The sequence below is a fragment of the Massilia sp. IC2-278 genome, assembly GCF_020708045.1.
GTDB lineage: Bacteria > Pseudomonadota > Gammaproteobacteria > Burkholderiales > Burkholderiaceae_D > Telluria.
The window spans coordinates 565140-588683 of sequence record NZ_JAJFES010000002.1; the positions used below are offsets into that span (position 1 = coordinate 565140).

The 23544-nt window shown below is 64.4% G+C and carries 25 protein-coding genes and 1 riboswitch; of the genes, 18 read left to right on the forward strand and 7 right to left on the reverse strand.

The window, feature by feature from the left end; translation table 11 throughout:
- The first annotated feature begins 51 nt into the window (after positions 1-51).
- Complete coding sequence (locus LK540_RS07450; protein WP_229436503.1) at positions 52-1083, forward strand: MerR family transcriptional regulator; 1032 nt, start codon at positions 52-54, stop codon at positions 1081-1083.
- On the opposite strand, the gene LK540_RS07455 is transcribed toward LK540_RS07450, so the two are convergent.
- Both LK540_RS07455 and uvrA read right to left on the reverse strand, forming a co-directional pair.
- Positions 1068-1529 (reverse strand): DUF2214 family protein, encoded by a 462-nt coding sequence (locus LK540_RS07455; protein WP_229436504.1) that lies wholly within the window; start codon positions 1527-1529, stop codon positions 1068-1070. The genes LK540_RS07450 and LK540_RS07455 overlap by 16 nt on opposite strands.
- Before the next feature lie 210 nt (positions 1530-1739).
- The gene (gene uvrA, locus LK540_RS07460; protein ID WP_229436505.1) at positions 1740-4589 is read right to left on the reverse strand and encodes an excinuclease ABC subunit UvrA; all 2850 of its coding nucleotides are present in this window, start codon (positions 4587-4589) and stop codon (positions 1740-1742) included.
- 452 nt (positions 4590-5041) lie between these two features.
- Here uvrA and ssb point away from each other — a divergent pair, with 452 nt between their 5' ends.
- Positions 5042-5539 carry a single-stranded DNA-binding protein gene (gene ssb, locus LK540_RS07465; RefSeq protein ID WP_229436506.1) on the forward strand — a complete coding sequence of 166 codons (498 nt, stop codon included), beginning with the start codon at positions 5042-5044 and terminating at the stop codon, positions 5537-5539.
- Between the two features lie 76 nt (positions 5540-5615).
- On the opposite strand, the gene LK540_RS07470 is transcribed toward ssb, so the two are convergent.
- Positions 5616-6596 carry a hypothetical protein gene (locus LK540_RS07470; protein WP_229436507.1) on the reverse strand — a complete coding sequence of 327 codons (981 nt, stop codon included), beginning with the start codon at positions 6594-6596 and terminating at the stop codon, positions 5616-5618.
- Positions 6597-6866: 270 nt separating this feature from the next.
- A riboswitch (cobalamin riboswitch) is annotated at positions 6867-7079 on the forward strand.
- Positions 7080-7198: 119 nt separating this feature from the next.
- Between LK540_RS07470 and LK540_RS07475 the strand changes: the two genes are divergently transcribed.
- Genes LK540_RS07475 through LK540_RS07540 form a run of 14 tightly spaced genes read left to right on the forward strand, consistent with a single transcriptional unit; the run spans position 7199 to position 18190 of the window.
- Positions 7199-7873: an energy-coupling factor ABC transporter permease gene (locus tag LK540_RS07475; protein WP_229436508.1), complete on the forward strand. Its 675-nt coding sequence runs from the start codon at positions 7199-7201 to the stop codon at positions 7871-7873.
- Entirely contained in the window at positions 7870-8208 is a 339-nt protein-coding gene (locus LK540_RS07480; RefSeq protein ID WP_229436509.1) for an energy-coupling factor ABC transporter substrate-binding protein, read from the forward strand. Before LK540_RS07475 ends, LK540_RS07480 begins: the two co-directional genes overlap by 4 nt.
- The gene (gene cbiQ, locus LK540_RS07485; RefSeq protein ID WP_229436510.1) at positions 8198-8935 is read left to right on the forward strand and encodes a cobalt ECF transporter T component CbiQ; all 738 of its coding nucleotides are present in this window, start codon (positions 8198-8200) and stop codon (positions 8933-8935) included. Before LK540_RS07480 ends, cbiQ begins: the two co-directional genes overlap by 11 nt.
- Positions 8932-9804: an ABC transporter ATP-binding protein gene (locus tag LK540_RS07490; protein WP_229436511.1), complete on the forward strand. Its 873-nt coding sequence runs from the start codon at positions 8932-8934 to the stop codon at positions 9802-9804. The genes cbiQ and LK540_RS07490 overlap by 4 nt, the downstream gene beginning before the upstream one ends.
- Positions 9801-10616, forward strand: a complete 816-nt coding sequence (gene cobM, locus LK540_RS07495; RefSeq protein ID WP_229436512.1) for a precorrin-4 C(11)-methyltransferase — start codon at positions 9801-9803, stop codon at positions 10614-10616. Before LK540_RS07490 ends, cobM begins: the two co-directional genes overlap by 4 nt.
- A gap of 11 nt (positions 10617-10627) precedes the next feature.
- Entirely contained in the window at positions 10628-11683 is a 1056-nt protein-coding gene (locus LK540_RS07500) for a sirohydrochlorin chelatase (RefSeq protein ID WP_229436513.1), read from the forward strand.
- Entirely contained in the window at positions 11680-12354 is a 675-nt protein-coding gene (locus LK540_RS07505) for a precorrin-8X methylmutase (protein WP_229436514.1), read from the forward strand. Before LK540_RS07500 ends, LK540_RS07505 begins: the two co-directional genes overlap by 4 nt.
- A gap of 11 nt (positions 12355-12365) precedes the next feature.
- The gene (locus tag LK540_RS07510; RefSeq protein WP_229436515.1) at positions 12366-13568 is read left to right on the forward strand and encodes a cobalt-precorrin-5B (C(1))-methyltransferase; all 1203 of its coding nucleotides are present in this window, start codon (positions 12366-12368) and stop codon (positions 13566-13568) included.
- Between the two features lie 13 nt (positions 13569-13581).
- Entirely contained in the window at positions 13582-14883 is a 1302-nt protein-coding gene (cbiE, locus tag LK540_RS07515) for a precorrin-6y C5,15-methyltransferase (decarboxylating) subunit CbiE (protein WP_374041334.1), read from the forward strand.
- A complete protein-coding gene (cobI, locus tag LK540_RS07520) occupies positions 14880-15671 on the forward strand; it encodes a precorrin-2 C(20)-methyltransferase (protein WP_229436517.1) in 792 nt (263 codons plus the stop codon). The genes cbiE and cobI overlap by 4 nt, the downstream gene beginning before the upstream one ends.
- Positions 15668-16420, forward strand: a complete 753-nt coding sequence (locus LK540_RS07525; protein ID WP_229436518.1) for a cobalamin biosynthesis central domain-containing protein — start codon at positions 15668-15670, stop codon at positions 16418-16420. The genes cobI and LK540_RS07525 overlap by 4 nt, the downstream gene beginning before the upstream one ends.
- The gene (locus LK540_RS07530; RefSeq protein WP_229436519.1) at positions 16417-16821 is read left to right on the forward strand and encodes a cobalamin biosynthesis protein; all 405 of its coding nucleotides are present in this window, start codon (positions 16417-16419) and stop codon (positions 16819-16821) included. The genes LK540_RS07525 and LK540_RS07530 overlap by 4 nt, the downstream gene beginning before the upstream one ends.
- Positions 16818-17822: a precorrin-3B C(17)-methyltransferase gene (cobJ, locus tag LK540_RS07535; RefSeq protein ID WP_229436520.1), complete on the forward strand. Its 1005-nt coding sequence runs from the start codon at positions 16818-16820 to the stop codon at positions 17820-17822. The genes LK540_RS07530 and cobJ overlap by 4 nt, the downstream gene beginning before the upstream one ends.
- Positions 17819-18190, forward strand: a complete 372-nt coding sequence (locus LK540_RS07540) for a ferredoxin (protein WP_229436521.1) — start codon at positions 17819-17821, stop codon at positions 18188-18190. The genes cobJ and LK540_RS07540 overlap by 4 nt, the downstream gene beginning before the upstream one ends.
- A 57-nt stretch (positions 18191-18247) precedes the next feature.
- Here the strand turns inward: LK540_RS07540 and LK540_RS07545 are convergent, their stop codons facing one another.
- Positions 18248-19102 carry a nucleotidyl transferase AbiEii/AbiGii toxin family protein gene (locus LK540_RS07545; protein ID WP_229436522.1) on the reverse strand — a complete coding sequence of 285 codons (855 nt, stop codon included), beginning with the start codon at positions 19100-19102 and terminating at the stop codon, positions 18248-18250.
- The gene (locus LK540_RS07550; protein ID WP_229436523.1) at positions 19089-20141 is read right to left on the reverse strand and encodes a type IV toxin-antitoxin system AbiEi family antitoxin; all 1053 of its coding nucleotides are present in this window, start codon (positions 20139-20141) and stop codon (positions 19089-19091) included. The genes LK540_RS07545 and LK540_RS07550 overlap by 14 nt, the downstream gene beginning before the upstream one ends.
- Before the next feature lie 262 nt (positions 20142-20403).
- On the opposite strand from LK540_RS07550, the gene LK540_RS07555 reads away from it, so the two are divergent.
- Positions 20404-20583 carry a hypothetical protein gene (locus tag LK540_RS07555; RefSeq protein ID WP_229436524.1) on the forward strand — a complete coding sequence of 60 codons (180 nt, stop codon included), beginning with the start codon at positions 20404-20406 and terminating at the stop codon, positions 20581-20583.
- A gap of 226 nt (positions 20584-20809) precedes the next feature.
- Entirely contained in the window at positions 20810-22897 is a 2088-nt protein-coding gene (locus LK540_RS07560; protein ID WP_229436525.1) for a tetratricopeptide repeat protein, read from the forward strand.
- Positions 22898-22910: 13 nt separating this feature from the next.
- Here LK540_RS07560 and mnhG read toward each other — a convergent pair whose 3' ends face one another.
- Positions 22911-23315 (reverse strand): monovalent cation/H(+) antiporter subunit G, encoded by a 405-nt coding sequence (gene mnhG / locus LK540_RS07565; RefSeq protein WP_229436526.1) that lies wholly within the window; start codon positions 23313-23315, stop codon positions 22911-22913.
- A complete protein-coding gene (locus tag LK540_RS07570; RefSeq protein WP_229436587.1) occupies positions 23312-23533 on the reverse strand; it encodes a K+/H+ antiporter subunit F in 222 nt (73 codons plus the stop codon). Before LK540_RS07570 ends, mnhG begins: the two co-directional genes overlap by 4 nt.
- Between the last annotated feature and the right edge of the window lie 11 nt (positions 23534-23544).

Consider the following 23544-nt stretch of genomic DNA (forward strand, 5'->3'; position numbering starts at 1 on the left):
TCACGCAAGGTGAGGCTCCATCTTGTGCCTACGTTGATTGAGGAAGAATCCATGCTGAAAATCGGAGAACTGGCAAAACGCACCGGCCTGACCGTGCGCACGCTGCACCACTACGACGACATCGGGCTGCTTTCTCCTTCGGCGCGTTCCGATGCCGGCTACCGGCTCTACAACGAGCGCGATATCGCCCGCCTGCACCGCATCCTGGCGTTGCGCCGCTTCGGCATGAGCCTGGCCGACATCGGCACCTATCTCACCGGACCGGACCTGCCGCTCATCGACGTGGTCGATCGCCAGATCGCCATGCTCACGGGACAGATCGACCAGGCAGCTACCTTGCGCAGCCGCCTGCAAGGCCTGCGCGGACAGCTGGCGGGAGGGCAGGAACCGGACCTGGCCGATTGGCTGACCACCCTGGAGCACATGACCATGTACGAGAAATATTTTTCGCAAGAAGAACTGCAGCAACTGCCGCTGTACATCCCATCCAAACAGATCGAAGCCGAGTGGAAGGCGCTGGTGGAAGAGGTGCGGCACTTGATGGATGGCGGCGCCAGCCCGCTTGACGCGCGGGTACGCGAACTGGCCGCACGCTGGATGACGATGCTAGGCCGCGACACCGGCGCCAACCCGGTCCTGTTCGCCAAGCTGAACACGATGCACGAGCAGGAGCCGGAGGTGCAGCAACGCACTGGCATCACGCTCGAGGTGATGGCCTTCGTGCTGGCTGCGGTGAAGGAAAACCAGCTGGCCGTCTACGAGCGCTACCTGGATGCCGACGAGCTGGCCTTCGTGCGCGCCAACCTCGGCAGGCGCGACGCCGAGTGGCCGCCCCTGATTGCCCGCGTACGCACGGCCATGGACGAAGGTTGTGCGCCCGATTCGCCGACGGCCAAGGCGCTGGCGGTGCAGTGGTTCGACCTGTTCCGTTCGTTTGCCGGCGACGATCCGGCGACCCAGCAGAAGATCCGGCTGGCGCTCGAGAACGAACCCGCGCTGCGCCAGGGCGGCATGGTGGACGACTGCATGCGCGATTTCATTCGCGCGGCGATGCAGGCCTTACGCGCTCAGCCGGCGCCGTAGCCGACGCCGCGCGCCATCATCGCGGCAAAGATCGGGATCAGCGCGAACACGTGGAGTTCGATCAGCAGCCAGCGGCGCAGCTTGGCGATTTCCGGCAATGTTGGCACGAAAGCGGCGTTGGCCTTCAGCGATTTTTGCCAGGCCAGGATGCGCATGGTCGGCTTGATCGAGATGAGGCCGACCACCGCAAACGCGGCGATCTTGGCCCAGAAAACATGGTTGTGCAGGTAGAAGTCCGGGCCCTTGGCGCCGTACCAGACGCGGATGAAACCGACGACCAGGATGGCCATCGCTAGCATGCCGTAGAAGAAGTCGAAGCGGCCCAGCAGTTTGACGGTTGACGGCGACATGGTGGACGAGCGCATCAGGGCCAGTTCGGCGGCCAGCACGGCGGCGAGGCCGAAGACGATCAGGTGGTGGAGGATGGCAAGCAGGAGATCGGTCATGACGAGTGCTCGACAGTGAAGGTGTGTTCAATGTCTGCTTGTCTTGTCAGCGTGTCAAGGTAAAACCGGTGGGTTCAAGAACCCACCCTACAAAAGCCGCATCGAACGGTAGGGTGGGTTCTCGAACCCACCACATACCCAGCGGCCATGGCGCCAATAAAAAAGGCAGAGCTGCAGCTCTGCCTTTTCACATGCAACCAACGCCGGTGCTTACTGCACCAGTAACGGCTTCAGGTACTTGCCCGTCACACTATTCGGATTCTCCGCCACATCTTCCGGCGTACCCGTCGCCACGATCGTACCGCCGCCCGCGCCACCTTCCGGCCCCAGGTCGACGATCCAGTCCGCCGTCTTGATCACGTCCAGGTTGTGCTCGATGATCGCGAGCGTGTTGCCCTGGTCACGCAGGCGGTGGATCACCTTCAGCAGCAAATCGATGTCGGAAAAGTGCAGGCCCGTGGTCGGCTCGTCCAGGATGTACAGCGTCCGCCCGGTATCGCGCTTCGACAGTTCCAGCGACAGCTTCACGCGCTGCGCCTCGCCGCCCGACAGCGTGGTCGCGCTCTGGCCCAGCTTGATGTAGCCAAGGCCCACGTCCAGCAAGGTCTGCAGCTTGCGTGCAATTACCGGCACCGGCTTGAAGAACTCGTGCGCGTCCTCGACCGTCATCTCCAGCACTTCGGTGATGTTCTTGCCCTTGTACTGCACTTCCAGCGTCTCGCGGTTGTAGCGCTTGCCGTGGCAGACGTCGCAAGGCACGTACACGTCCGGCAGGAAGTGCATCTCAACCTTGATCACGCCATCACCCTGGCAGGCTTCGCAGCGGCCGCCCTTCACGTTGAACGAGAAGCGGCCTGCGCTGTAGCCACGTTCCTTGGCGGTCGGCACCGTCGCGAACAAGTCGCGGATCGGGGTAAACACGCCGGTATAGGTGGCCGGGTTCGAACGCGGGGTACGGCCGATCGGCGCCTGGTCGACGGAAATGACCTTGTCGAAATGCTCCAAGCCGAAGATCGCATCGTGCGGCGCCGGTTCGGTCTGCGAGCCGTACAGGTGGCGCGACAGGGCCGGGTACAGCGTGTCGTTGATCAGCGTCGATTTACCCGAACCCGAGACACCCGTCACGCAAGTCATCAAACCGACCGGCAGCGTCAGGGTCTGTTTCTTGAGGTTGTTGCCGGTCGCATTCGTGATCACCAGCTGGCGCTCTTCATTTGCCGGCGTACGCTTCTTCGGCACGTGGATCTTGCGGCGGCCGTCCAGGTACTGCGCAGTCACCGAATGCTCGTTGGCCATGATCTCGTCCAACGTACCCTCGGCAATGACCACACCACCATGCACGCCGGCGCCCGGACCCATGTCGACGATGTAGTCGGCGGTACGGATCGCGTCCTCGTCGTGTTCGACCACCAGCACGCTGTTGCCGATGTCGCGCAAATGCTTCAGCGTCGCGATCAGGCGGTCGTTGTCGCGCTGGTGCAGGCCGATCGACGGTTCATCCAGCACATACATGACACCCGTCAGGCCGGAACCGATCTGCGAGGCCAGGCGGATACGCTGGGCTTCGCCGCCCGACAGGGTATCGGCGCTGCGGTCCAGCGACAGGTAATCCAGGCCGACGTTGTTCAGGAACTTCAGGCGTGCGGTAATTTCCTTGATGACGCGCTCGGCGATATCGCGCTTGGCGCCGGTCAGTTCCAGCGACTCGAAATAGGCCAGCGTTTCGCGCAGCGGACGGTCCGACACTTCATAGATTGCGCGCTGCTGGGCACCCTGGCCGATCTTCACGAAACGGGCTTCGGTACGCAGGCGCGCGCCTTCGCAGACCGGGCATTTCTTTTCGTTGATGAACTTCGCCAGCTCTTCCTTGACCGCCATCGAATCGGTTTCACGGTAGCGACGCTGCAGGTTGTTCACCACGCCCTCGAAGGTGTGCTCGCGGATCACGGTACGGCCGCGCTCGTTCACATAGGTGAACGGGATCGAGGTCTTGCCCGAGCCGAACATCACGGCTTCCTGGGCGGTCTTCGGCAGCTTTTCGAACGGCGTGTCGAGGTCGAAGTCGTAATAGGCCGCCAGGTTCGACAGCATCTGGAAGTAGAACTGGTTGCGGCGGTCCCAGCCCTTCACGGCGCCGGAGGCCAGCGACAGGTTCGGGAAGGCAACGATGCGCTTCGGATCGAAGAACTCGATGTGGCCCAGGCCGTCGCACTCAGAGCAGGCGCCCATCGGGTTGTTGAACGAGAACAGGCGCGGCTCGAGTTCCTGCAGCGAGTAACCGCAGACGTTACAGGCGAACTTGTTCGAGAACACCGTTTCTTTCTCGGTGTCCATTTCGTAAGCAACCGCGCGGCCATCGGCGAGGCGCAATGCCGTCTCGAAGCTCTCGGCCACACGTTGCTTGATCTCGGCGTTCACCTTCACGCGGTCGATGACGACGTCGATCGAGTGCTTTTCGGTCTTTTTCAGCTTCGGCAGCTCGTCGATCTCGTAGATCTTGGCCGGATTCACGCCGCTCTGGATACGGAAGCGCACGAAACCCTGGGCCTGCATGGATGCGAACAGATCGCCGTGCTCACCCTTGCGGCCAGCCACGACCGGCGCCAAGATCATCAGCTTGGTGCCTTCCGGCATGGCCAGCACGGCATCGACCATCTGCGACACGGTCTGGGCAGCGAGCGGCTCGTGCGGGTGCTGCGGGCAGTAGGGCGTGCCGACGCGTGCGTACAGCAGACGCAGGTAGTCGTGGATTTCGGTCACGGTGCCCACCGTCGAACGCGGATTGTGCGACGTTGCCTTCTGCTCGATGGAAATTGCCGGCGACAGGCCTTCGATCAGGTCGACGTCCGGTTTTTCCATCAACTGCAGGAACTGGCGCGCGTAGGCCGACAGCGACTCGACGTAGCGGCGCTGGCCTTCGGCGTACAGGGTGTCGAAGGCGAGCGAGGACTTGCCCGAGCCCGACAGGCCGGTAATGACGATCAGCTTGTTACGCGGCAGGTCGAGATTGATGTTCTTCAGATTGTGCGTGCGGGCACCACGAATACGAATTTCTTCCATTAGTTTTTTGGCAGGCTTTCTATAAGTTTGTGCGGGCCGCGCACGATACTGTCGCGGTGGGCGGGCCAATCGGGGGGAATCTGCTAGTTTAGCGCTTTTTCGCTGCGGCTGTACGTTTATCCAGTGGTGGTGTACCAGCGATGGCAAGCTGGCATATCGCACTGGCAAGTGTTTCTTAACGCACGCGACCGGTTGGGATGCATATGTGCCGTTTCAAGGCCGCTTCAATGGCAAACCGTTCAGAATCCGAAAAAAAATTTTGATAACGCGTCCAAGCACACCGCGCCAACCATGGGCCTGAGCGCACACCTCGAACGGGTTTGTCGGACCCCAAAAAATCCTCTTTAACTCAGGCGGCAACAGCCCCATAATAGCGAGCTGCATCACCCCAGTTCCCTGGCGCCTAGTCAACAAGCAGAGCCAGGGCTCACACATCCTGAAGGAGTCACACCATGGCATCAGTCAACAAGGTCATCATCGTCGGCAACCTCGGCCGCGATCCGGAAATCCGCTACATGCCGAGCGGCGACGCCATCGCGAACATCGCGGTCGCCACCTCGTTCAAGTCGAAGGACCGCAACACCGGCGAGCAGAAAGAGCTGACCGAATGGCACCGTATTTCGTTCTTCGGCCGCCTAGCTGAAATCGTCGGCCAGTACCTGAAGAAGGGTTCGTCGGTCTACGTCGAAGGCCGCCTGCAAACCCGCAAGTACACGGACAAGGACGGCATCGAACGCTACGCTACCGACATCGTCGCCGAAAACATGCAAATGCTGGGCGGTCGCTCGGGCATGGGCGGCGGCAACGACATGGGCATGGACGACGGCGGCGGCTACGACGCGCCACAGCGCCCAGCTCCACGCCAGGCGCCTCCGGCACCGGCAGCCCGTCCGCAGCCACAGCGTCCGGCACCGAACTTCTCGGATATGGACGACGATATTCCGTTCTGATTCAGAATATTTTGTTCATGCAAAAAGCCCGCATTCTGTCGAGAATGCGGGCTTTTTTATTCCGTAAAACATCGTCTTATACGACCGTGTCAGGCTGAACTACATCCTGTTGCTTCGGCTGGAACAGCAGCTCGATAATTTGACCAGGGAACAACACAATATCGTCGACCTTGATTTGGTCCTCTCCAGAAGTAAGCTTCAATTCCCTGTACTTGAGGTCTGGATGAGGTCTGACAGTAACGAACAAGGTAATGTCTTCAGGAATATCATTCAGGCAAATTTCCAATCCCTTCGTGATTTCGTTCAGGACAAAACAGTGCGTTCCTGGGAAATAAACGACTTCCTCCCGCGACGAGCTGACACTTACCGCTCCGCGGTCTTTCGCGGGTACGTTAACTGAGCAAATGAATTCCCCTTTTGTGGTAAAACAGGGGTCTGTCGAAGTGAATTTTTTGCCGCCTACTTTAACGTTGCTGAAACACGGTAGATTCTGGTCCTTGATCTTGAAATGCCAGTCCAGGAAGTGTTCGATCTTTGTGGTAGTGGACCGGCTCCGCAGTCCCCGCAGGTTGTAGGATACCTGCATTTTCAGCACCATTTGCCCTTGCGCCACACGCGAGTCATGCTCGAGGCGGACCGCGACGCGGAAGTTTTCCCTCACCACGGGCTTTTCGATGATCTGGGACTTCAAGGCGTTCCAGATATCCTGGCGCGACCAATCTGCGATGACCGCCCCAAGAAAACTAGTCATGAGCAACAGCTCGAAACGAATGCGCGCATAGGTTTCGTACACGGCGGTGATGATCGCGGCAACGATAATGGCGATCCCAATATCCCGAAACACGTGGTGAAGTATTGGCGGTTCCACGTGAATGCCACTACTCATGATGAGCATGGCAGCGCCGACAAGCGCGAGAATGCCGATAATAATCCAGAGCATATGCGAAGCAATTTTCTTTAGTGCTTCGGATACCGCCGTGGTGGCTGTCAGTAACTCAGGCAATTCAGTCTCGTCGTTTGTGACACTTGTGGAAAATGATTTTGGAGAATCATTCATGTCGAGCTCCTCTTTGTGGCATCCCTACACCGACATGGAGAACAGGATGCTCTCTTCATAGTGGACGTCTGGCTCGTATTTGCCCGGTTATTGAGTCAGGATTTGATAAAGATCATATGAGTTTTGCATGCAGTGATGCCCCTGCTTGCCGACAAAGCTGCTTAACACCATGGCCGGAGCGTGCCGTTACAAGCGATGGTTTTTCTTGCATATCGTGCAAAAACACGACAGTGAAGCCCTTCGGCTGAGCTAGCACAATCCCTTCCTCCCGTGTACCATGCCGGCTTGGGTGCGCTTCTTTCCCTCCGAAAGAGCGTTAAACGGGAAGCCGGTGAATCTGCCAATGAATTGAGCAGCCATTCCGGCGCAGCCCCCGCTGCTGTAAGCCTGACGACTCCGTCACACGCCACTGCGCTTTGCGCGGGAAGGCACGGGGAAGGATGAAGGCGAGCCAGAATACCGGCCCGAATCGCCAGCATCATTCCCCGGGGTGACGGGAAGCCGATGTCGACCGGTTTCGCGTATCCATTCCCGAGCCTCGTCGTCCGTCCGCTCATCTCCCCGCATGGTGCATTTATCGACCATTCGACGGGAGGTTTCGAATGCACATCATGGAAGGCTTTTTGCCGCCGGCGCACGCGCTCGGCTGGGCAGCCGCTTCCTTGCCTTTCCTGGCCTTTGGCCTGCACAGCGTCAAGCGCAGCCTGCAGGCGCATCCCGAGCGGCGCATGCTGCTGGGCGTGGCCGCCGCCTTTGCCTTTCTCTTATCCGCCCTAAAACTGCCGTCGGTGACGGGCAGCTGCTCGCACCCCACCGGGGTCGGCTTCGGTGCCTTGCTGTTCGGCCCTGCGGCGATGGTGCCGGTCGGCTTCGTGGTGCTGCTGTTCCAGGCGCTGCTGCTGGCCCACGGCGGCCTGACCACGCTCGGCGCCAACGTGTTCTCGATGGCGATCGTCGGCCCCTTCGTCGCCTACGGCGTGTTCCGCCTGGCTGCCGGCCTGAATGCCTCGCGTTCGGTGGCCGTGTTCCTGGCCGCCTGCCTGGGCGACCTGGCCACCTACGTCGTCACCTCGATCCAGCTGGCCTGGGCCTTCCCCGATGCGGTGGGCGGCTTCAGCACCTCGTTCATTAAATTCGCCGGCATCTTCGGCCTGACCCAGGTGCCGATCGCCATCAGCGAAGGCTTGTTGACGGTGCTGGTGGTGAACGCCATGGCGCGCTTCAATGCGCACGAGCTGCGTGCGCTGCCGGTGATGCTGGCGGGGAAGAAGGCATGAAGGCGCGTACCTGGATGACCTGGGCGGCGATCGTGCTGCTCACCGTGCTGCCGCTGTGGTTTGCCAGCGCGCCGCCAGCCGAACCCGGCGCCGAGGCACCCGCCATGTTCGGCGGCGCCGACGAGCGCGCACAGCAGGCCATCGGCACGGTGGCGCCGGACTATGCGCCGTGGTTCGAGCCGGTGTTCGAACCGGCCAGCGGCGAGATTGCGTCGCTGCTGTTCGCGCTGCAGGCGGCGATTGGCGCCGGCGTGATCGGCTACTGGCTCGGCATGTCGGTGGCGCGCGAACGTGCGCGCCGCGAATCCACGCAATCGGAACCGCATGCTGATTGAAACGGCGGCCTACGCCAGCCGCTGGCGCCAGGTGGCGCCGTCGGCCAAGGCGCTGTTCGCGCTGGCCGGCGTCGGCGCAGCCTGGCTCGCGCACAGCCCGGCCGTGCTGGCTTTGCTGGCGGCGCTGCTGGCGCTGGCCGCGCTGTTCGGCGCACGCATCGCGCTGCGCAGTTTCCTGGGCCTGGTCGCGGCGCCGCTCGGTTTCCTGCTGCTGTCCTGCCTGGCGATGCTGGCCGGGCCTGACGCGCAGGGCAACTGGGGCTGGCACGGCGCACCGCTGGAGCTGGTGGCGCGCACGGCCTTGCGTTCGCTGGCGGTGCTGGCAGCGCTCCTCGGCTTTGTCCTCACCACGCCGCTGCCAGACTTGATTTCCCTGCTGCGCCGCCTGCGCACGCCCGAACTCCTGCTCGATTTGATGGTGCTGTGCTACCGCATGCTGTTCGTGCTGCGCCAGGCCTGGAATGATGGCGTCAGCGCCCAGCGCGCGCGTCTCGGCTACGGGGGCTGGCGCCATGCCTGGCGTTCGATGGGTCTGCTGGCCGGGCAGCTGGCGGTGCAGGTGTGGCAGCGCAGCGCGGCCCTGCAGATGGCGGCCGATGCGCGCGGTTACGCGGGCACACTGCGCTTCCTGCCGGCCGTCTTTCCGCAAGCGCGCCGCCAGAACCTGCATGCCGCCCTGGCCGGCGCACTGCTGCTGGCCTTGGCCGCGGGAGACCGCCTGTGGTGACACCTCTGCTCTCGCTGGATGCGGTCGATCACGCTTTTGAACACGGCAGCGCCGGCGGCAGCTTCGGCCTGCGCGGCTGCAGCCTGGAGCTGGAACGCGGCCTGCGTCATGCGCTGCTCGGCGCGAACGGCGCCGGCAAGACCACGCTGCTGCAGCACCTGAACGGCCTACTGCGCCCGAGCGCCGGCACGCTGCGCTGGAATGGCCAGCCTTTCGATTACAGCCGCGCCGGCATGGCCGAGCTGCGGCGCCGTGTCGGCCTGGTGTTCCAGAATCCCGACCGCCAGCTGTTCTCGGCCCAGGTCGAGGAAGACGTGTCGTTCGGTCCGCTGAACCTGGGCCTGGATGCCGCCACCGTGCGCGCGCGGGTGGCATCCGCATTGGATGCGGTCGGCTTGCAGGCGCAGGGCGGGCGCGCCGTGCACCACCTGAGCTTTGGCCAGAAGAAGCGCGTCTGCATCGCCGGCGTGCTGGCGATGGAACCCGAGGTGCTGCTGCTCGACGAACCGATGGCCGGGCTCGACGCGCCGATGCAGCGCGAGCTGGAAGCCCTGCTCGACCGCCTGGCCGCGCGTGGCGTGACCGTGCTGCTGTCCACCCACGACGTCGATTTCGCCTACCGCTGGGCCGACCGCATCCATTTGATGGCGGACGGCCGCGCTATTGCCTCCGGCCCTGCGCAGCAGGTGGCGCAGGATGAAGCCGCGCTGCGCAGCGCCGGCCAGCGCACGCCGAGCGCGCTGGCGCTGCATGCGCTGCTGGCCGAACGCGGCGTCCTCGCCCGCGACGCTTATCCGCGCAGCGTCGATGCGGTGCTCGCTGCACTGCGCGCGCTGCCCACCCTTCACTCAGGAGTAGCAACACCATGACGGCAGCATCGCAGGCATCCCGGGCCGAAAACAGCCTGGGCAAAATCTGGTTCGTCGGCGCCGGCCCGGGCGACCCGGAACTCATCACGGTCAAGGGCCAGAAGCTGCTGGCGCAGGCCGGCGCGGTGCTGTTCGCCGGTTCGCTGGTCGACCGCGCCGCCACCATGTGGGCGCCGGAGGGCTGCACGATCCGCGATTCGAAGGACATGACGCTGGAAGAGATGACCGCCTGGCTGATCGAGCAGGCGGCAAAGCACGCCACCGTGGTGCGCCTGCAGACCGGCGACCCCGGCCTGTACGGCGCGCTGATCGAGATGGCGCGTCCGCTGGTGGACGCCGGCATCGAATGGGCAGTCGTCCCTGGCGTGTCGTCGGCAATGGCCTCGATGGCCGCAGCCGGCGAGTCGATGACCCTGCCCGAGGTGACGCAGACCGTGATCCTCACGCGCGTCGAGGGCCGCACGCCGATGCCCGAGGGCGAAGACCTGGCCAGCCTAGCCGCGCACCGCACGACGATCTGCATCTTCCTGTCGATCACGCTGCTGCACAAGGTCGAGACGGCCCTGCGCGCGGCCGGCTGGCCGGAAGATGCGCCGATGCTGGTGGTGCACAAGGCCAGCTGGCCCGGCGAACAGAAGATCCTGCGCGGCACGCTGGCCGACATCAAGGCGCGCTGCCGCGAGGCGGGCGTGGCGAGCCAGGCCATGATCGTCGCCAGCCCCACGCTCGGCGCCCTGCACTGGGAAACCCTGGTGCGCTCCAAGCTGTACGACCCCACATTCACTCACCGATTCAGAAAGGCCAGCGCATGAACGCGGCGACCATGATGCATTCTTCCCTGACTCCGATGCCTGCCATCGGCGACACCATCCTCATCGTCGGCCACGGTTCGCGCGAGGACTCCGGCAACCAGGAAATCCGCGACTTCACCGAGCAGTGGCGCGCCCAGCGCCCGGACTGGCGTATCGAGCTGTGCTTCATCGAGTTCGCGCCGCCCGAAATGAACGCCGCCTTGCTGAATGCCGCGCGCACGTCGCGCCGCGTGCTGGTGGTGCCGCTGATCCTGAACGCGGCCGGCCACGTCAAAATGGAGATTCCGGAAGCGGTGGAAGGCGCGCGCGCCGCCTGCCCGCAGACCGAGATTTTGCTGGCGCCGCACCTGACCGCCTGCGATCCTATCCTGGCGATCTTGAAGCGCCGCCTGCGCAAGGCGATGAATGCGCTCGACATGCCCGATCCGACCACCACCGGCGTCGTCGTGCTGGGCCGCGGCTCCTCGGACCGCGGCGCCAACGGCGAGATGGCAAAGATGACGCGCTGGCTGCAGGAGGAGGGCGACCACGAGCTGGTTGATCTCGCGTTCACCGGCATCACCTGGCCGCGCCTGGAAAAGGTGGTGCAGCGTCAGGTATTGCTCGGCATGCGCCAGGTCGTGGTGCTGCCCTACTACCTGTACACAGGCACGCTGATGCAGCGCATTCACCGCCAGGTGGAACACCTGCGCAGCCAGTATCCGCAGGTGCGCTTCTTCTGCGGCACGCACTTCGGCTTCGAGAAGGAAGTCTTTGCGCTGATGGACGATCGCGTGGAGAACCTGCGCGCCGGCGTGGCCGACAGCCGCCTGCCTTGCGACGGCTGCAGCTACCGCGAGCTCGCGCACGAGATGGGGCATGGGCACTCGCATGCGCATACGCACGACCACGCTCCGGCGCATGGGCACGAACATGGGCACGAGCATCCACACCCGCATGAGCACGCACATGAGCATGGCCACGATCACGCCCATGCGCACGGCCACGATCACGAACATCACCACGGCCACGAACATCACCACGGCCACGATCACCATGACCATCCCGCCACGGAGCAGCCGGCATGAGCACGATTAACACCGTCACCGAACAGCTGACCCGTGCCGGCCAGGCCATCGAGCACGACAGCTTTGCCATCATCGACGCCGAAACCGGCATGCACGACTACACCGAAGGCCAGTGGCCGATCGTGCGCCGCATGATCCACGCGAACGCCGACTTCGATTTCAACGGCCTCACCGCCTTCCATCCCGATGCGGTGGAAGCGGGCGTGCGCGCCATGCTGGCCGGCGGCGCGCCGGTGGTGGCCGACGTCGAGATGATCTGCTCGGGCCTGTCGAAGCCGCGCCTGGCGCACTTCGGCATGCATACCCACCAGTTCATCAGCGATGCCGACGTGATCGAAACCGCCAGGCTGGAAGACACCACGCGCGCCGTGCAGGCCATGCGCAAGGCGCACAGAAAGGGGCTGCTGGACGGCGCCATCGTCGGCATCGGCAATGCGCCGACCGCGCTGATCGAGCTGGTGCGCCTGATCCGCGAGGAGGGCGTGCGGCCGGCGCTGGTGGTCGGCATGCCGGTCGGCTTCGTGTCGGCGGCCGAGTCAAAGGAGCTGATGGCCGAGCTGATTGAAGTGCCCTGGATCGTGATCCGTGGCCGCAAGGGCGGTTCGACGCTGGTGGTGGCGGCGCTGCATGCGCTGCTGGCGCTGGCCGAGGCGCGCCAGAAGGCCGCCTGACCGACATGGGCATGAAGGACAAGGCGGCCGAACGCGGCACCCGCACCGGCTTCACCACCGGCGCCTGCGCCGCTGCGGCTGCGCGCGCGGCGGTGCTGGGCATGACCGGGCGCGCGGTGCCGGACGAGATCGAAAGCCTGCTGCCCAACGGCAGCCGGGTGCGCTTTGCCGTGCAGGACGGACGCGCGGACCTGCAGTCTGCCCACGCCATGGTGATCAAGTTTGCCGGCGACGACCCGGACTGCACCGACGGCGCCCACATCACGGTCGATTTGCGCCTGCTGCCGGGCCAGGCCGGCGAGGTTACCTATGTGGCGGGCGACGGCGTCGGCACCGTGACCATGCGCGGCCTGGGTCTGGAAGTGGGCGGCCCGGCGATCAACCCGGTCCCGCGCCGGAACATCGCCGACAACCTGCGCGAAGCGGCGCCCACGCTGCTGCAGGAACACGGCATCGAGGTCACCATCAGCGTGCCTGACGGCCAGGTCATGGCGAAGAAGACCACCAACGCGCGCCTGGGCATCCTGGGCGGCATCAGCATCCTGGGCACCACCGGCATCGTCAAGCCCTACTCGACGGCGGCCTGGCGCGCCAGCGTGGTGCAGGGCGTGCAGGTGGCGGCGACCACCGGCCACGATGTAGTGGCGCTGACTACGGGCGGGCGCACCGAATCGTTTGCCATTGCCGCCCTGCGCGCCGAACGCCCGGAACTGCCCTCGGCCTGCTTCGTGCAGATGGGCGACTTCCTGCGTTATGCGCTGGACGAAGCGGTGGCACAAGGCATCAAGCTGGTGGTCCTCGCCGTCATGGTCGGCAAGCTGACCAAGATCGCCCAGGGCGAAACCATCACCCACGCCAACCGCAGCGAAGTCGATACCGACCTGGTGGCGGCGATCGCGCGCCAGATCGGCGCCGCGCCCGAGGACTGCGAGGCGATGGCCGCCGCCGAGACCGCGCGCTTCGGCGCCGAACTGATGGTCGAACGCGGGCTGGGCGACGCCTTCCACCATGCGCTGGCCCAGGCCGCCATCGACACCCTCACCGCGCCCGACCGCTACGGCCACGCTTTCCAGCTGCGCGTGCTGGTGTGCGACTTCAGCGGCGTGCAGGTGGCCGACGTGTGGTCGGTGCCTGCACTGGTGCAGGCACCGCCGCCTAGCGCGGGCCGCATCGGCATCGACCACCTGCCCGAGGCCGACACATTCCACCAATAAGCCCATGGACACCATGCTGAAAGATCCCAATCCCTGCCGCGTGATCGGCGTGTTAGATGACGGCGCCGCCAGCCTGAGCCCGACCGCGCTGGCCTATATCCGCAACGCCGATGTCGTGATCGGCGGCGCGCGCACGCTGGCGCTGTTCAAGCGCGAGTGCAAGCCGGGCGCCGTGCGCCACGACCTCACCAAGCGCCTGAAGGAGGTGCCGGAGTGGGTGCGCGCCGCGCGCAACGACCATCTTGCCTGCGTCGTGCTGGCCACCGGCGACCCGCTCTGCCACGGCATCGCGCCCTATCTCGCCCAGCACTTGTGCGTGCAGGCGCTCGACATCCTGCCGAACCTGTCGACGCTGCAGCTGGCCTGCGCGCGCGTCGGCCTGGCCTGGCAGGATGCGCGCATCGTCTCGGTGCATGCGCGCGATGCCGGCGAATGGACACGCGGAAGCGTACCCGGCCACGGCCTGTACGCGCTGGCGCAAGCGCTGCGCCGCGAGTCGCGCCTGCTGGTGCTGACCAGTCCCGACAATTCTCCCGACCGCATCGCGCGCCTGCTGCTGGCCGAAGGGCTGGGTGACGACTTCCACATGGCGGTGGCGGAAAACCTGCTGCAGCCGGAAGAGCGGGTGCTGGCCGACCTGAGTCCTGCCGAGGCGGCGCAGATGCGTTTCGCCGACCTGAACGTGGTGCTGCTGTGGCGCGTGACGGCAAGCGCGCAGCCGGTGCGCTTCGGCCTGATGGACAGCGCCTTTGCCCAGCGACAGCCCGAGAAGGGCTTGATCACCAAGCAGGAAGTGCGGGCTGTCAGCCTGGCGCGCCTGCAGCTGCGCCAGGACAGCCTGGTATGGGACATCGGCGCCGGTTCCGGCTCGGTGGGCCTGGAAGCGGCGCGCCTGTGCCCGGACGGACACGTGTGGGCCATCGAAAAAAACGATCTCGACTTCGCCATCGCCGGCCAGAACCACGCGGCCTTCGGCGTCAGCAACTACAGTCTTCATCACGGCAAGGCGCCGGAAGGCTTGGACGCCTGGCCCGACCCGGACGCCGTCTTCATCGGCGGCTCGGGCGGCGAGCTGGCCGGCCTGATCGCCACCATCCTGGAGCGCCTGCGCCCGAACGGATCGCTGGTGATGAACTTCGTCACGCTGGAAAACCTGGCCACCGCCACTGCGACCCTGCAGGCCATCGAGGGTGCAAGCTGGGACGTGCTGCAGCTGCAGGCTGCACGCAGCAAGCCGATCCTGCACATGCACCGCATGGCGGCCGAGAACCCGGTGTGGATCGTCTGCGCGCGCAAGAGCGGAGGCGAACAATGATGGGTACCCTGTGGGGCATTTCGCTCGGCCCCGGCGACCCCGGCCTGATCACGCGCGCCGCCTGGGACGCCCTGCAGCGCCGCGACACCGTCTGGGTCTATCCGGCGCGCAGCGGCAAGACGCCGAGCTATGCCTTCGACATCGTGGTACGTGCCGGCCTGCAGCCGCCCGCCGAGCACACCCAGCTGCTGTTCCCCATGACCCACGACGGCGAAAAGCTGGCGCGGGCCTGGCTGCGCGCCGCCGACACCGTGCTGCCCTGGCTGCGCGCCGGCCGCGACGTGCTGTTCCTGGTCGAGGGCGACGCCAGCACCTACGCCACCTTCGGCCACCTCGCGCGCACCGTACGCGCACTCGACGACACCATCCCCACCCGCATCGTCGCCGGCGTGAATGCCTTTACCGCCGCCTGCGCCATGGCCGACGTGCCCTTCGCCGAGCAGGACGACACGGTCGCCATCGTGCCGGCCGCGTATGGCGTGAGTGCGGTCGACCGCCTGCTGCCCGACTTCGACACCCTGGTGCTGATGAAGGTAAAGCCCATCCTCGACGAACTGATCGACTGGCTGGAACGGCGCGGCCTGCTGGACGGTTCCCACTTCATCGAACGCGTCGGCGCGCCCGACGAGCGGCGCTACAGCGGTACCGACATCCTGGCGCTGCGCGGCACCAAGGTCAGCTATTTGTCGCTGCTGATCGTCAAGCACAACCACCGCATCCGCGGCGAACGCATCAAGGGCTGCCTGAAGAAGAGCGGCCCATCACCCATCCTTACGGAGACTGCATGAGCAATCCTTCCATCGCCACGCCACGCGTTTGCCTGGTCGCCATCACCAAACACGGCGCCGCCCAGGCCGCGCGCCTGGCCGCCGACCTGCCCGACGCCGCCATCTGCACTTCAAGCAAGTTCGCGTCCGCTTTCGCCGGGGTGGGCAACCCGGTGCGCGCCTACGACGGCGCCCTGCGCGACGAAATCGGCCCACTGTTCGAAGGCTACGACCAGATCGTGTTCTTCGTTTCCCTCGGCGCCGTGGTGCGCCTGATCGCGCCGCACATGCGCAGCAAGGACGAAGACCCGGGCGTGATCGTGGTCGACGACGCCGGCCAGTACGTAATTCCCGTGCTGTCTGGCCACGTGGGCGGCGCCAACGAATGGAGCGAGCGCATCGCCGACCTGATCGGCGCGGCGCCGGTGCTGACCACGGCGTCGGACGTCGGCCGCACCATCCCGGTCGACATCCTTGGCCGCCACCTGGGCTGGCGCGTGGAAGCGCCGAAGATCAACATCACGCGCGTCTCGGCGCACGTGGTGAATGGCGAACCGATTGCCTTTGTGCAGGAGGCCGGCAGCACCGACTGGTGGACGCGTCCGACGCCGCTGCCCGACACCATCCATCGTTTCGCAAGCTTCGACGACGTGGACCTGGCGCGCTACGCCGCCGTGCTGTGGGTGACGCACGCGGACATCCCGGCCGAACGCTGGGACGCGCTGCACGAACGCCTGGTGGTCTACCGCCCGCCGCAGGACGCCGCATGACGGCCTACACCGTCGGCCTGGGCTGCGACCGCGGCGTGGCGCTCGACACCGTGCGCGAAGCGGTGCGCGCCGCGCTGGAACAGGCCGGCGCCTGTACCGGCCAGGTCGTGGCGGCGGCCTCGATCACGATCAAGCAGGACGAAGCCGCGCTGCTGGCGCTGGCGCAGGAACACGGCTGGCCGCTGGCCTTTTACCCGCCCGAGCAGCTGGCGCAGGTTGAAGTACCGAACCCCTCCGAGACCGTGCGCAAGTACACCGGCACGCCCTCGGTCAGCGAGGCCGCCGCGCTGCTCGCCGCCGGACCACACACGCCGATGACCGCGCTGGTCGTCGAAAAACACAAACACCGGGGCGCGGATGGCCGCAACGCCACCGTCTCGATCGCAAGGAAAGAAGCATGAGCACTGAAACCGAAGCACCCGTGGCGCAGACCGCCGGCAAGATCATGCTGGTGGGGATCGGCCCCGGCAGCGTGGACCACATGACCGCGCGTGCACGCGCCGCCATCGCCGAAGCCGACGTCGTGATCGGCTACGTCACCTACATCAAGCTGGTGGCCGACCTCATCGAAGGCAAGGAGATCATCCGCAAGTCGATGACCGAGGAACTCGACCGCGCCGTCAGCGCCCTGGAGGCGGCGCGCGCCGGCAAGAAGGTGGCCTTGATCTCGTCGGGCGACGCCGGCGTGTACGGCATGGCCGGCCCGACCTACGAGGTGCTGTTCCAGTCGGGCTGGACGCCGGACGATGCGGTGCAGGTGGAGATCATCCCCGGCGCCTCGGCCCTGAACAGCTGCGCCGCCCTGGTCGGCGCGCCGCTGACCCACGACTTCTGCGCGATCTCGCTGTCGGACCTGCTCACGCCCTGGCCGACCATCGCGCGCCGCCTGGATGCGGTGGCGATGGCCGACTTCGTGGTCGCCCTGTACAACCCGAAGAGCGGTCGCCGCACGCGCCAGATCGTCGAGGCCCAGCGCCTGTTCCTGCGCCACCGCCGCCCGGATACCCCGGTCGCCATTGTGAAGAGCGCCTACCGCCGCCGCGAGAACATCGTCTTCACCACGCTCGACAGCATGAGCGATGCCGACATCGGCATGCTCAGCACTGTCCTGATCGGCAACAGCAATACCTTCGTGCGCAACGGCCTGATGGTCACGCCGCGCGGTTACGCCAACAAGTACGACATGGACGGCGGCGCCACCCGCGAAGGCGAACGCGCGGGCCGCTCGCTGTCGACCGGCCTGCTCGGCTGGCTCGAGACCCTGGCCGCCGAACACGCCGCCGGCGACAGCATCGCCACCCTGGCCGCGCGCTACCGCCTGCCGGCCGACTACATCCAGGCCACCCTGGACGAACCCTGGGAAGCCGCCGCCGCTGCCCCTACCGAGGAAACCGAAGCATGAGCACCACTGATACCAATGACACACCGCAGCCCGTGAAGCCGAAGATCGGCAGCTACCACCGCCACCTGCTGGTCTGCACCGGCCCGCGCTGCAGCGAGGACGGTGCCTCGCAGGCGCTGTTCGACAGCCTGGGCGACAAGTTCAAGGCCAGTGGCCTGAACAACGGGCCATTGCGTGTAAAACGCAGCCGCGTCAGCTGCTTCGCCGCCTGCAAGGGCGGGCCGATCGTCGCCGTGCAGCCGGACGGCACCTGGTATTACAACGTCACGCCCGAGAACATGGACCGCATCATCGACGAGCACCTGTGCAATGGGCGCAAGGTAGAGGAACTGGTGTTTCATCAAGCGGGAGAGGTGCAGGCCGATTGAGGCCTTCTCGTCGCAAGAGAGCCTTGCAAGCAGCGCTTGCGAGGCATTTTTTGTAATCTACGAAGACGGTGAATTGATTCCGTAGTCGAATTGTTCGAGTAATAGCGCTGCAGCGGCAGTGCTTCCCAAGCGATTTGGAAGCATATGGATGATCAACCGGTCGCGTTTGGTGGTGTCGTTCAGGACGTCGATGATGGCTTGGCGTGAATGCTCGTTGAGAATCTGCCGGGAATCGTGTCCGAGCAGCCTGGCTCCGGCCAAGCCTGTATCGAATCCGCAAGCTTCAAGCATGGCAAATGCTTCGTCATACAGGCGGTCGTGGTTTCCCGCATCTGCGTAGCGGCTTAACAGGAAAAATAAGTCCTCAGCATCCTTGTTATCGGATAGGCCCCGTTCATTCCAGGCAAGCAGTTTGAGCGCTGCCAGCGCCGGTATGGAAATCACCGGTACGACCAGCCCATTGCCGACATTGACCTGTAGGGCGGAACGCAGGGCCTCCCCGTAGCCGGTCACGTTCAAGACAACGTCCATGTCGGGTGGCCAGGCAATCTCATGGGATCCATGTTCGACGCCGCCGAATGGAATCAGGTCGAGCGGATAGGCTTTTCCGAATTCCTGGGGTTTGTAATACAGCAGATGCTGGCGCCCATTGGCAGGTGCGAAATCGCCGGTAGCAAGAAGCTCGCTCTTCAGTGTGTCGAACGAAGGCCAGTCTTCCAGTGCGATTGCGAAGTCGACGTCATGGGTTGCACGTTGTACCTCGAGCCCGAATACATGGGTCATCAGGACGTCCCGGGCCATGGCCCCCACCAGGAAATAGCTGAACCCGAGCTTTGCTGCGATAGCATGCAAAGCGGCGAGGATCGCCAGGATGTCCGGATTGAGCGGACGATCCGCTCTAATGGCGTACATACTCGATCACCTCCGACGCAATCTGCTTTGCCACGGTGAGATTCCTCGAATTGTGCGTGCCAAGCAGGTCGGCATAAATCAAAGGCAGCGGCACGGTCGGAAACGCGTTCGTGAAGCAGTCCATGTTCCAGAATGCCTCCATGACTTCGATAGGCCCTGTTGGGTCGGCTTTCAGCCTGAAATCCCTGACCATGGCACGCAAGGTATCCGGCTCATCCATATCGATATAGACGGTGCATGTTCCAGGTTTCAGATGCCTGGTGTGGATTGCGGCGCCCGTTTCACCACCCCAGGCCGACTCACGAAATTCAGGTGTCCATCGCTCGCTGAATTCCTGCACGCTCGGGCCGCTGAACCGGTAAGTCTTGAGCTTGGGTTTCAGACGGCTCAGGTAGCCTGTGGCCCATTCGCCCAACAGCAAATCGGGCGCCGTGATGACCCGGTCGCCGTTGGGGGCAGTGGCGATGAACCCGCGTGCCTGCAAGGTGTCGAACACTTTGCCGATTGCTCCGGTGGAAACGCGGACGGCAGGCGCAATGTCGCGGTAGGGTGCATTCAGCATGGACGGAGCGGCCAGGAATGCGAACATGACCCGCAAGGCAGCGGGTGTGATGCTTGCGCCTTCCATGCTGTTCAGGTGCGGTTCGCGGGTGCGGCGTCCGCTGATGTAGACATACACGCCGGCCCCATTGTTGAGGTAGGCATTGCCGGCAGTATCGATGAATTGCAATCCAAGTTCGCGACAGCTTGCCGACAGCTCCTGGCTCAGCAGCGAAGTGACGAGAAGGCCGCCCGGAGCAGACAGGCCCCTTGCCTTCAGATCGAGCAGGACCGAACGCCGATCGATGCGCCGCTTCACTTCGCATTCGTACTTCAGCTTCTGTCCGCCAATATTCAGGAGAATAGCCGCATCCCATCCTGGATTTTTTGTCGCTAGAACTTTTCCATGCACATTGAGTGACTGGCCAAGTTCGGACAAGGCACGGTCGATGAGATCGCGTTCCATGAGCGCAGGCGAGATCGAAGCGAGATTGTTCATGATTTTTCGTTTTTAACGTAACGTGAACATCTAAAAATTATGAACGAATTCATCGCGTTGTTCAATAAAATTCGATGTTCACGTAACGTGAACAATAGGAAAAATTGAACAGCCTCGATTGTGAACTCTCGTTCATATGCAGTTTGTCAAACGTACAGGACTATCCATCCTACTAGTACCTGAGCAATTTTCGGCTGCTAAGATCGTTCAGCACCCGCAGGTGTGATTTCTTTTCAACGACAACAACGATGAAAGAAGAACGATGAAACTGACACTCAAGAAAATGGCATTCGTATTAAGCCTGGGCCTCGGACTCGGTGTTTCCATGTCCGTCAGCGCAGCGGCAAACAGCACCCTGTGCGACACCTATGCACGCAAGTGCGCACTGGGCATCGACATCGCCTGCCAGTGGTGGGAAGTCCACTGCAACACCGACATCTGAGCGGCAAGACGGCCTGCGCAGCGCCGGCCGCGCTGCCGGGCTCCAGCATCATCCTGCTTTTCTTTCGCCATCACGCTTGCCGCCCACTGCCGCCAACCAGCGAAGCGCCTTTCCCACGCCACGCTCCTTACCGATAGTTTCTTTCTTTCGCGCATTGTTGTAGTCTAATAATATGTTGCCTATCTAATAATGGCTTCAGGTTCCCAGACGACTTCGACTCCCTGCCATGCGCTACAAGACCATTCTGTTGATGCTGCTTCCCGTACTGTTGAGCAGCACGGCCATTGCGGATACGCCGTCCCTGCGCCAGGCAATCGGGGCGAAGACAGCGGCGCTCCCCTATCAGGACCTGTACGAGCGCGGCCGCGCCTACGAAACCGGGAACGGCGTGGCGCAGGATTTTTCGCAGTCGGCGCGTTTGTTCCGGGCGGCGGCGGAACACGGGCATGCCGATGCCCAGAACAGTCTCGGCCTGCTGTACCAGGATGGCAAGGGCGTGCTGGAAGACCTGAAGGAAGCTGCATATTGGTACCGCCAGGCGGCAGAGCAGGGCCATGCCTTTGCCCAGTTCAACCTGGGCCTGATGTATGCGTCCGGCAGGGGCGTGGACGAAGACCCGGCGCAAGCCTACGCCTGGTTCAGGAAATCGGCCGAACAAGGCGATCCGGATGCGCAGAACAAGGTCGGCAATGCGCTCTTCCACGGTGATGGCGTGGCCTCCGATGCCGCCGAAGCCGTGACATGGTACCGTCTTGCCGCCGCCCAGGGCGACCTGTATGCCAGCACCAACCTGGCTGCGATGTATCTTGACGGCGATGACCTGCCCTACGATCCGGTCCAGGCCGTGGCCTTGCTGCAGGACGCAGCAAAGCGCGGCCATGCACGCGCCCGCTACCTGCTGGCCATGTGCCACGAGAGCGGCCGTGGCCTGGCAAAGGACGAGCGGGCAGCCTTGCAGCTGTTCGAACAGGCAGTGGAGGGCGGAATGGAAAAGGCCTCGCTGCACCTGCTCAGGCTCGAGCTCGACGGGCTGGCGGGCGAGGCCAGGAAAACGCATGCACGCCGGCGTCTGGCACAGGCGGAGAAAGAAGGCGACGCCGACTTCCTCGGCCGCCTGGGAAGACTGTACCTGCACCTGGACAAGCCGGCCCAGGCCGAGGCGCTCGTGCAGCGCATGATGGCGCTGGCCCAGCGCAAGCCCGGCGCCGATCCGCAGGCGGAACAGGCGCTGCTGGCCTTGCTGGCCGACAGCCTGGTGGGGCAGCAGCGTTTCGATGCAGCCCATCCCTACCTTGAACGGGCATTGGCGCTGGCCGAGCAGGACCCGGCCGCCAGCCCGGCGCACTTGCTGCGGCGCCTGCAGAATGTGGCGCGCAATGACCTGAACCGGTCGCGCTATGCGCACGCCGAGCCGCTGTACCGGCGTGCGCTGTGCCTGGCCGAGAGTCTGCCCGGCGACAGCCATGCCGCGCTGGCCGACGTGCTCGATGAGCTGGGTTTCCTGTACATGCAAAGCGAACAGCTGGCGCAGGCGGAGCCGGTGCTGCAGCGCTACCTGGCCCTGGTCGAGAAGACGGCAAGCGAAAACGACCGGAGCCTGGTCGGCCCGCTGACCAAGCTTGCTTATGTCGATGCCCTGCGTGGCGACTTCGGCCAGGCCGAGGCCTTTCATCGGCGCGCGCTGGCCATCGACGAACTGCGCCAGGGGCCGGACAGCAATGCCGTCGCCAGCCGGCTCAACAGCCTGGCCTCGGTGTACCAGCTGCAAGGACGCTTCGGCGAAGCCGAAACCTTGTTCAAGCGCGCAATCGCGATCCGCACCGTGGCCGACGGCAAGGACAGCATCCATCTTGCGCCTTTCCTGAACAACCTTGGGGCCTTGTATAACGAGATGGGCCGCTACCAGGAGGCGCAAGCGCTGTGTGCGCGCGCACTCAAGCTGCGCGAGGCGCGGCTGGGACCGGACCACATCGACGTTGCCTACAGCGTGCACGAGCTGGGCAGCATCCTCGCCCACCAGGGAAAACCCGCGAAAGCCCGGCCCTATCTCGAACGGGCGCTGGCGCTGCGCGAACGTCACCTGGGGCCCGACAACTCGGAAACGGCGATCAGCGCCTTCGAGCTCGGCAGCCTGTACCTGGCGCAGTCGGATTACCGGGCGGCGGAACCGCTGCTGCAGCGCGCGCTGGCAGTCCGGACCAGGCTGATGCTGCCGACCCATCCGCAACTGCACCAGGCGCGCGAACGGCTCGCCACGCTCTACCGCAAGACCGGCCGCACCGGCGCCGCGGATGCGCTGGCGGCGGTGCAGTGAACGCCGTCCGGGCTCAGCGTTCCCCCGGCGCCGGGCTGCTCGGCACCTCGTTCTCGACGATGGTGTAGACCCCGCCCGCCGTCGCTCCGCTTTCGCCCTTCCGCGCCCGCAAATCGCGGTACACGGCCGCGCGGATGATCATCATCGACACCACCGGCGCCGTCATCAGGAGGAAGGCGGAAATGATCACCTCGTGCACCACCAGGCGCGACTGCCCCACGGTGAAGAACATCATCGACGCAATCAGCAAACAGCCCGCCCCCAGCGTGATCGTGATCGCCGGCCCGTGCATGCGCTGGTAGAAGGTGCGCAGGCGCAGCAGCCCGAGGGCGCCGATCAGCACGATGCTGGCGCCCAGGATCAACAGCAGCGACACGATCGCCGCCGCCCAACCCGGCAAATCCTCGACGCCGCTCATTCGATGATCTCCCCGCGCATCAGGAACTTGGCCATGGCGATGGTCGACACGAAGCCGATCAGCGCAATCAAGACCGCCACCTCGAAATACACTTGCGTGCCGAAGCGGATGCCCAGCACCAGCGCAAACAGCATGCCGGTCATCCACAGCGTGTCGAGCGCCAGCACGCGGTCGTGGGCCGAGGGGCCGCGCAGCAGGCGCACGGCGCAGAACACCATCGCCACCAGCA

Excerpts from the sequence above, each read along its gene's own strand:
- LK540_RS07450 (WP_229436503.1), top strand. The coding sequence starts at position 52 with ATGCTGAAAATCGGAGAACTGGCAAAACGCACCGGCCTGACCGTGCGC.
- LK540_RS07455 (WP_229436504.1), bottom strand. The coding sequence starts at position 1,529 with ATGACCGATCTCCTGCTTGCCATCCTCCACCACCTGATCGTCTTCGGC.
- uvrA (WP_229436505.1), bottom strand. The coding sequence starts at position 4,589 with ATGGAAGAAATTCGTATTCGTGGTGCCCGCACGCACAATCTGAAGAAC.
- ssb (WP_229436506.1), top strand. The coding sequence starts at position 5,042 with ATGGCATCAGTCAACAAGGTCATCATCGTCGGCAACCTCGGCCGCGAT.
- LK540_RS07470 (WP_229436507.1), bottom strand. The coding sequence starts at position 6,596 with ATGAATGATTCTCCAAAATCATTTTCCACAAGTGTCACAAACGACGAG.
- LK540_RS07475 (WP_229436508.1), top strand. The coding sequence starts at position 7,199 with ATGCACATCATGGAAGGCTTTTTGCCGCCGGCGCACGCGCTCGGCTGG.
- LK540_RS07480 (WP_229436509.1), top strand. The coding sequence starts at position 7,870 with ATGAAGGCGCGTACCTGGATGACCTGGGCGGCGATCGTGCTGCTCACC.
- cbiQ (WP_229436510.1), top strand. The coding sequence starts at position 8,198 with ATGCTGATTGAAACGGCGGCCTACGCCAGCCGCTGGCGCCAGGTGGCG.
- cobM (WP_229436512.1), top strand. The coding sequence starts at position 9,801 with ATGACGGCAGCATCGCAGGCATCCCGGGCCGAAAACAGCCTGGGCAAA.
- LK540_RS07500 (WP_229436513.1), top strand. The coding sequence starts at position 10,628 with ATGATGCATTCTTCCCTGACTCCGATGCCTGCCATCGGCGACACCATC.
- LK540_RS07505 (WP_229436514.1), top strand. The coding sequence starts at position 11,680 with ATGAGCACGATTAACACCGTCACCGAACAGCTGACCCGTGCCGGCCAG.
- LK540_RS07510 (WP_229436515.1), top strand. The coding sequence starts at position 12,366 with ATGAAGGACAAGGCGGCCGAACGCGGCACCCGCACCGGCTTCACCACC.
- cbiE (WP_374041334.1), top strand. The coding sequence starts at position 13,582 with ATGCTGAAAGATCCCAATCCCTGCCGCGTGATCGGCGTGTTAGATGAC.
- cobI (WP_229436517.1), top strand. The coding sequence starts at position 14,880 with ATGATGGGTACCCTGTGGGGCATTTCGCTCGGCCCCGGCGACCCCGGC.
- LK540_RS07525 (WP_229436518.1), top strand. The coding sequence starts at position 15,668 with ATGAGCAATCCTTCCATCGCCACGCCACGCGTTTGCCTGGTCGCCATC.
- LK540_RS07530 (WP_229436519.1), top strand. The coding sequence starts at position 16,417 with ATGACGGCCTACACCGTCGGCCTGGGCTGCGACCGCGGCGTGGCGCTC.
- cobJ (WP_229436520.1), top strand. The coding sequence starts at position 16,818 with ATGAGCACTGAAACCGAAGCACCCGTGGCGCAGACCGCCGGCAAGATC.
- LK540_RS07540 (WP_229436521.1), top strand. The coding sequence starts at position 17,819 with ATGAGCACCACTGATACCAATGACACACCGCAGCCCGTGAAGCCGAAG.
- LK540_RS07545 (WP_229436522.1), bottom strand. The coding sequence starts at position 19,102 with ATGTACGCCATTAGAGCGGATCGTCCGCTCAATCCGGACATCCTGGCG.
- LK540_RS07550 (WP_229436523.1), bottom strand. The coding sequence starts at position 20,141 with ATGAACAATCTCGCTTCGATCTCGCCTGCGCTCATGGAACGCGATCTC.
- LK540_RS07555 (WP_229436524.1), top strand. The coding sequence starts at position 20,404 with ATGAAACTGACACTCAAGAAAATGGCATTCGTATTAAGCCTGGGCCTC.
- LK540_RS07560 (WP_229436525.1), top strand. The coding sequence starts at position 20,810 with ATGCGCTACAAGACCATTCTGTTGATGCTGCTTCCCGTACTGTTGAGC.
- mnhG (WP_229436526.1), bottom strand. The coding sequence starts at position 23,315 with ATGAGCGGCGTCGAGGATTTGCCGGGTTGGGCGGCGGCGATCGTGTCG.
- LK540_RS07570 (WP_229436587.1), bottom strand. The coding sequence starts at position 23,533 with ATGGTGTTCTGCGCCGTGCGCCTGCTGCGCGGCCCCTCGGCCCACGAC.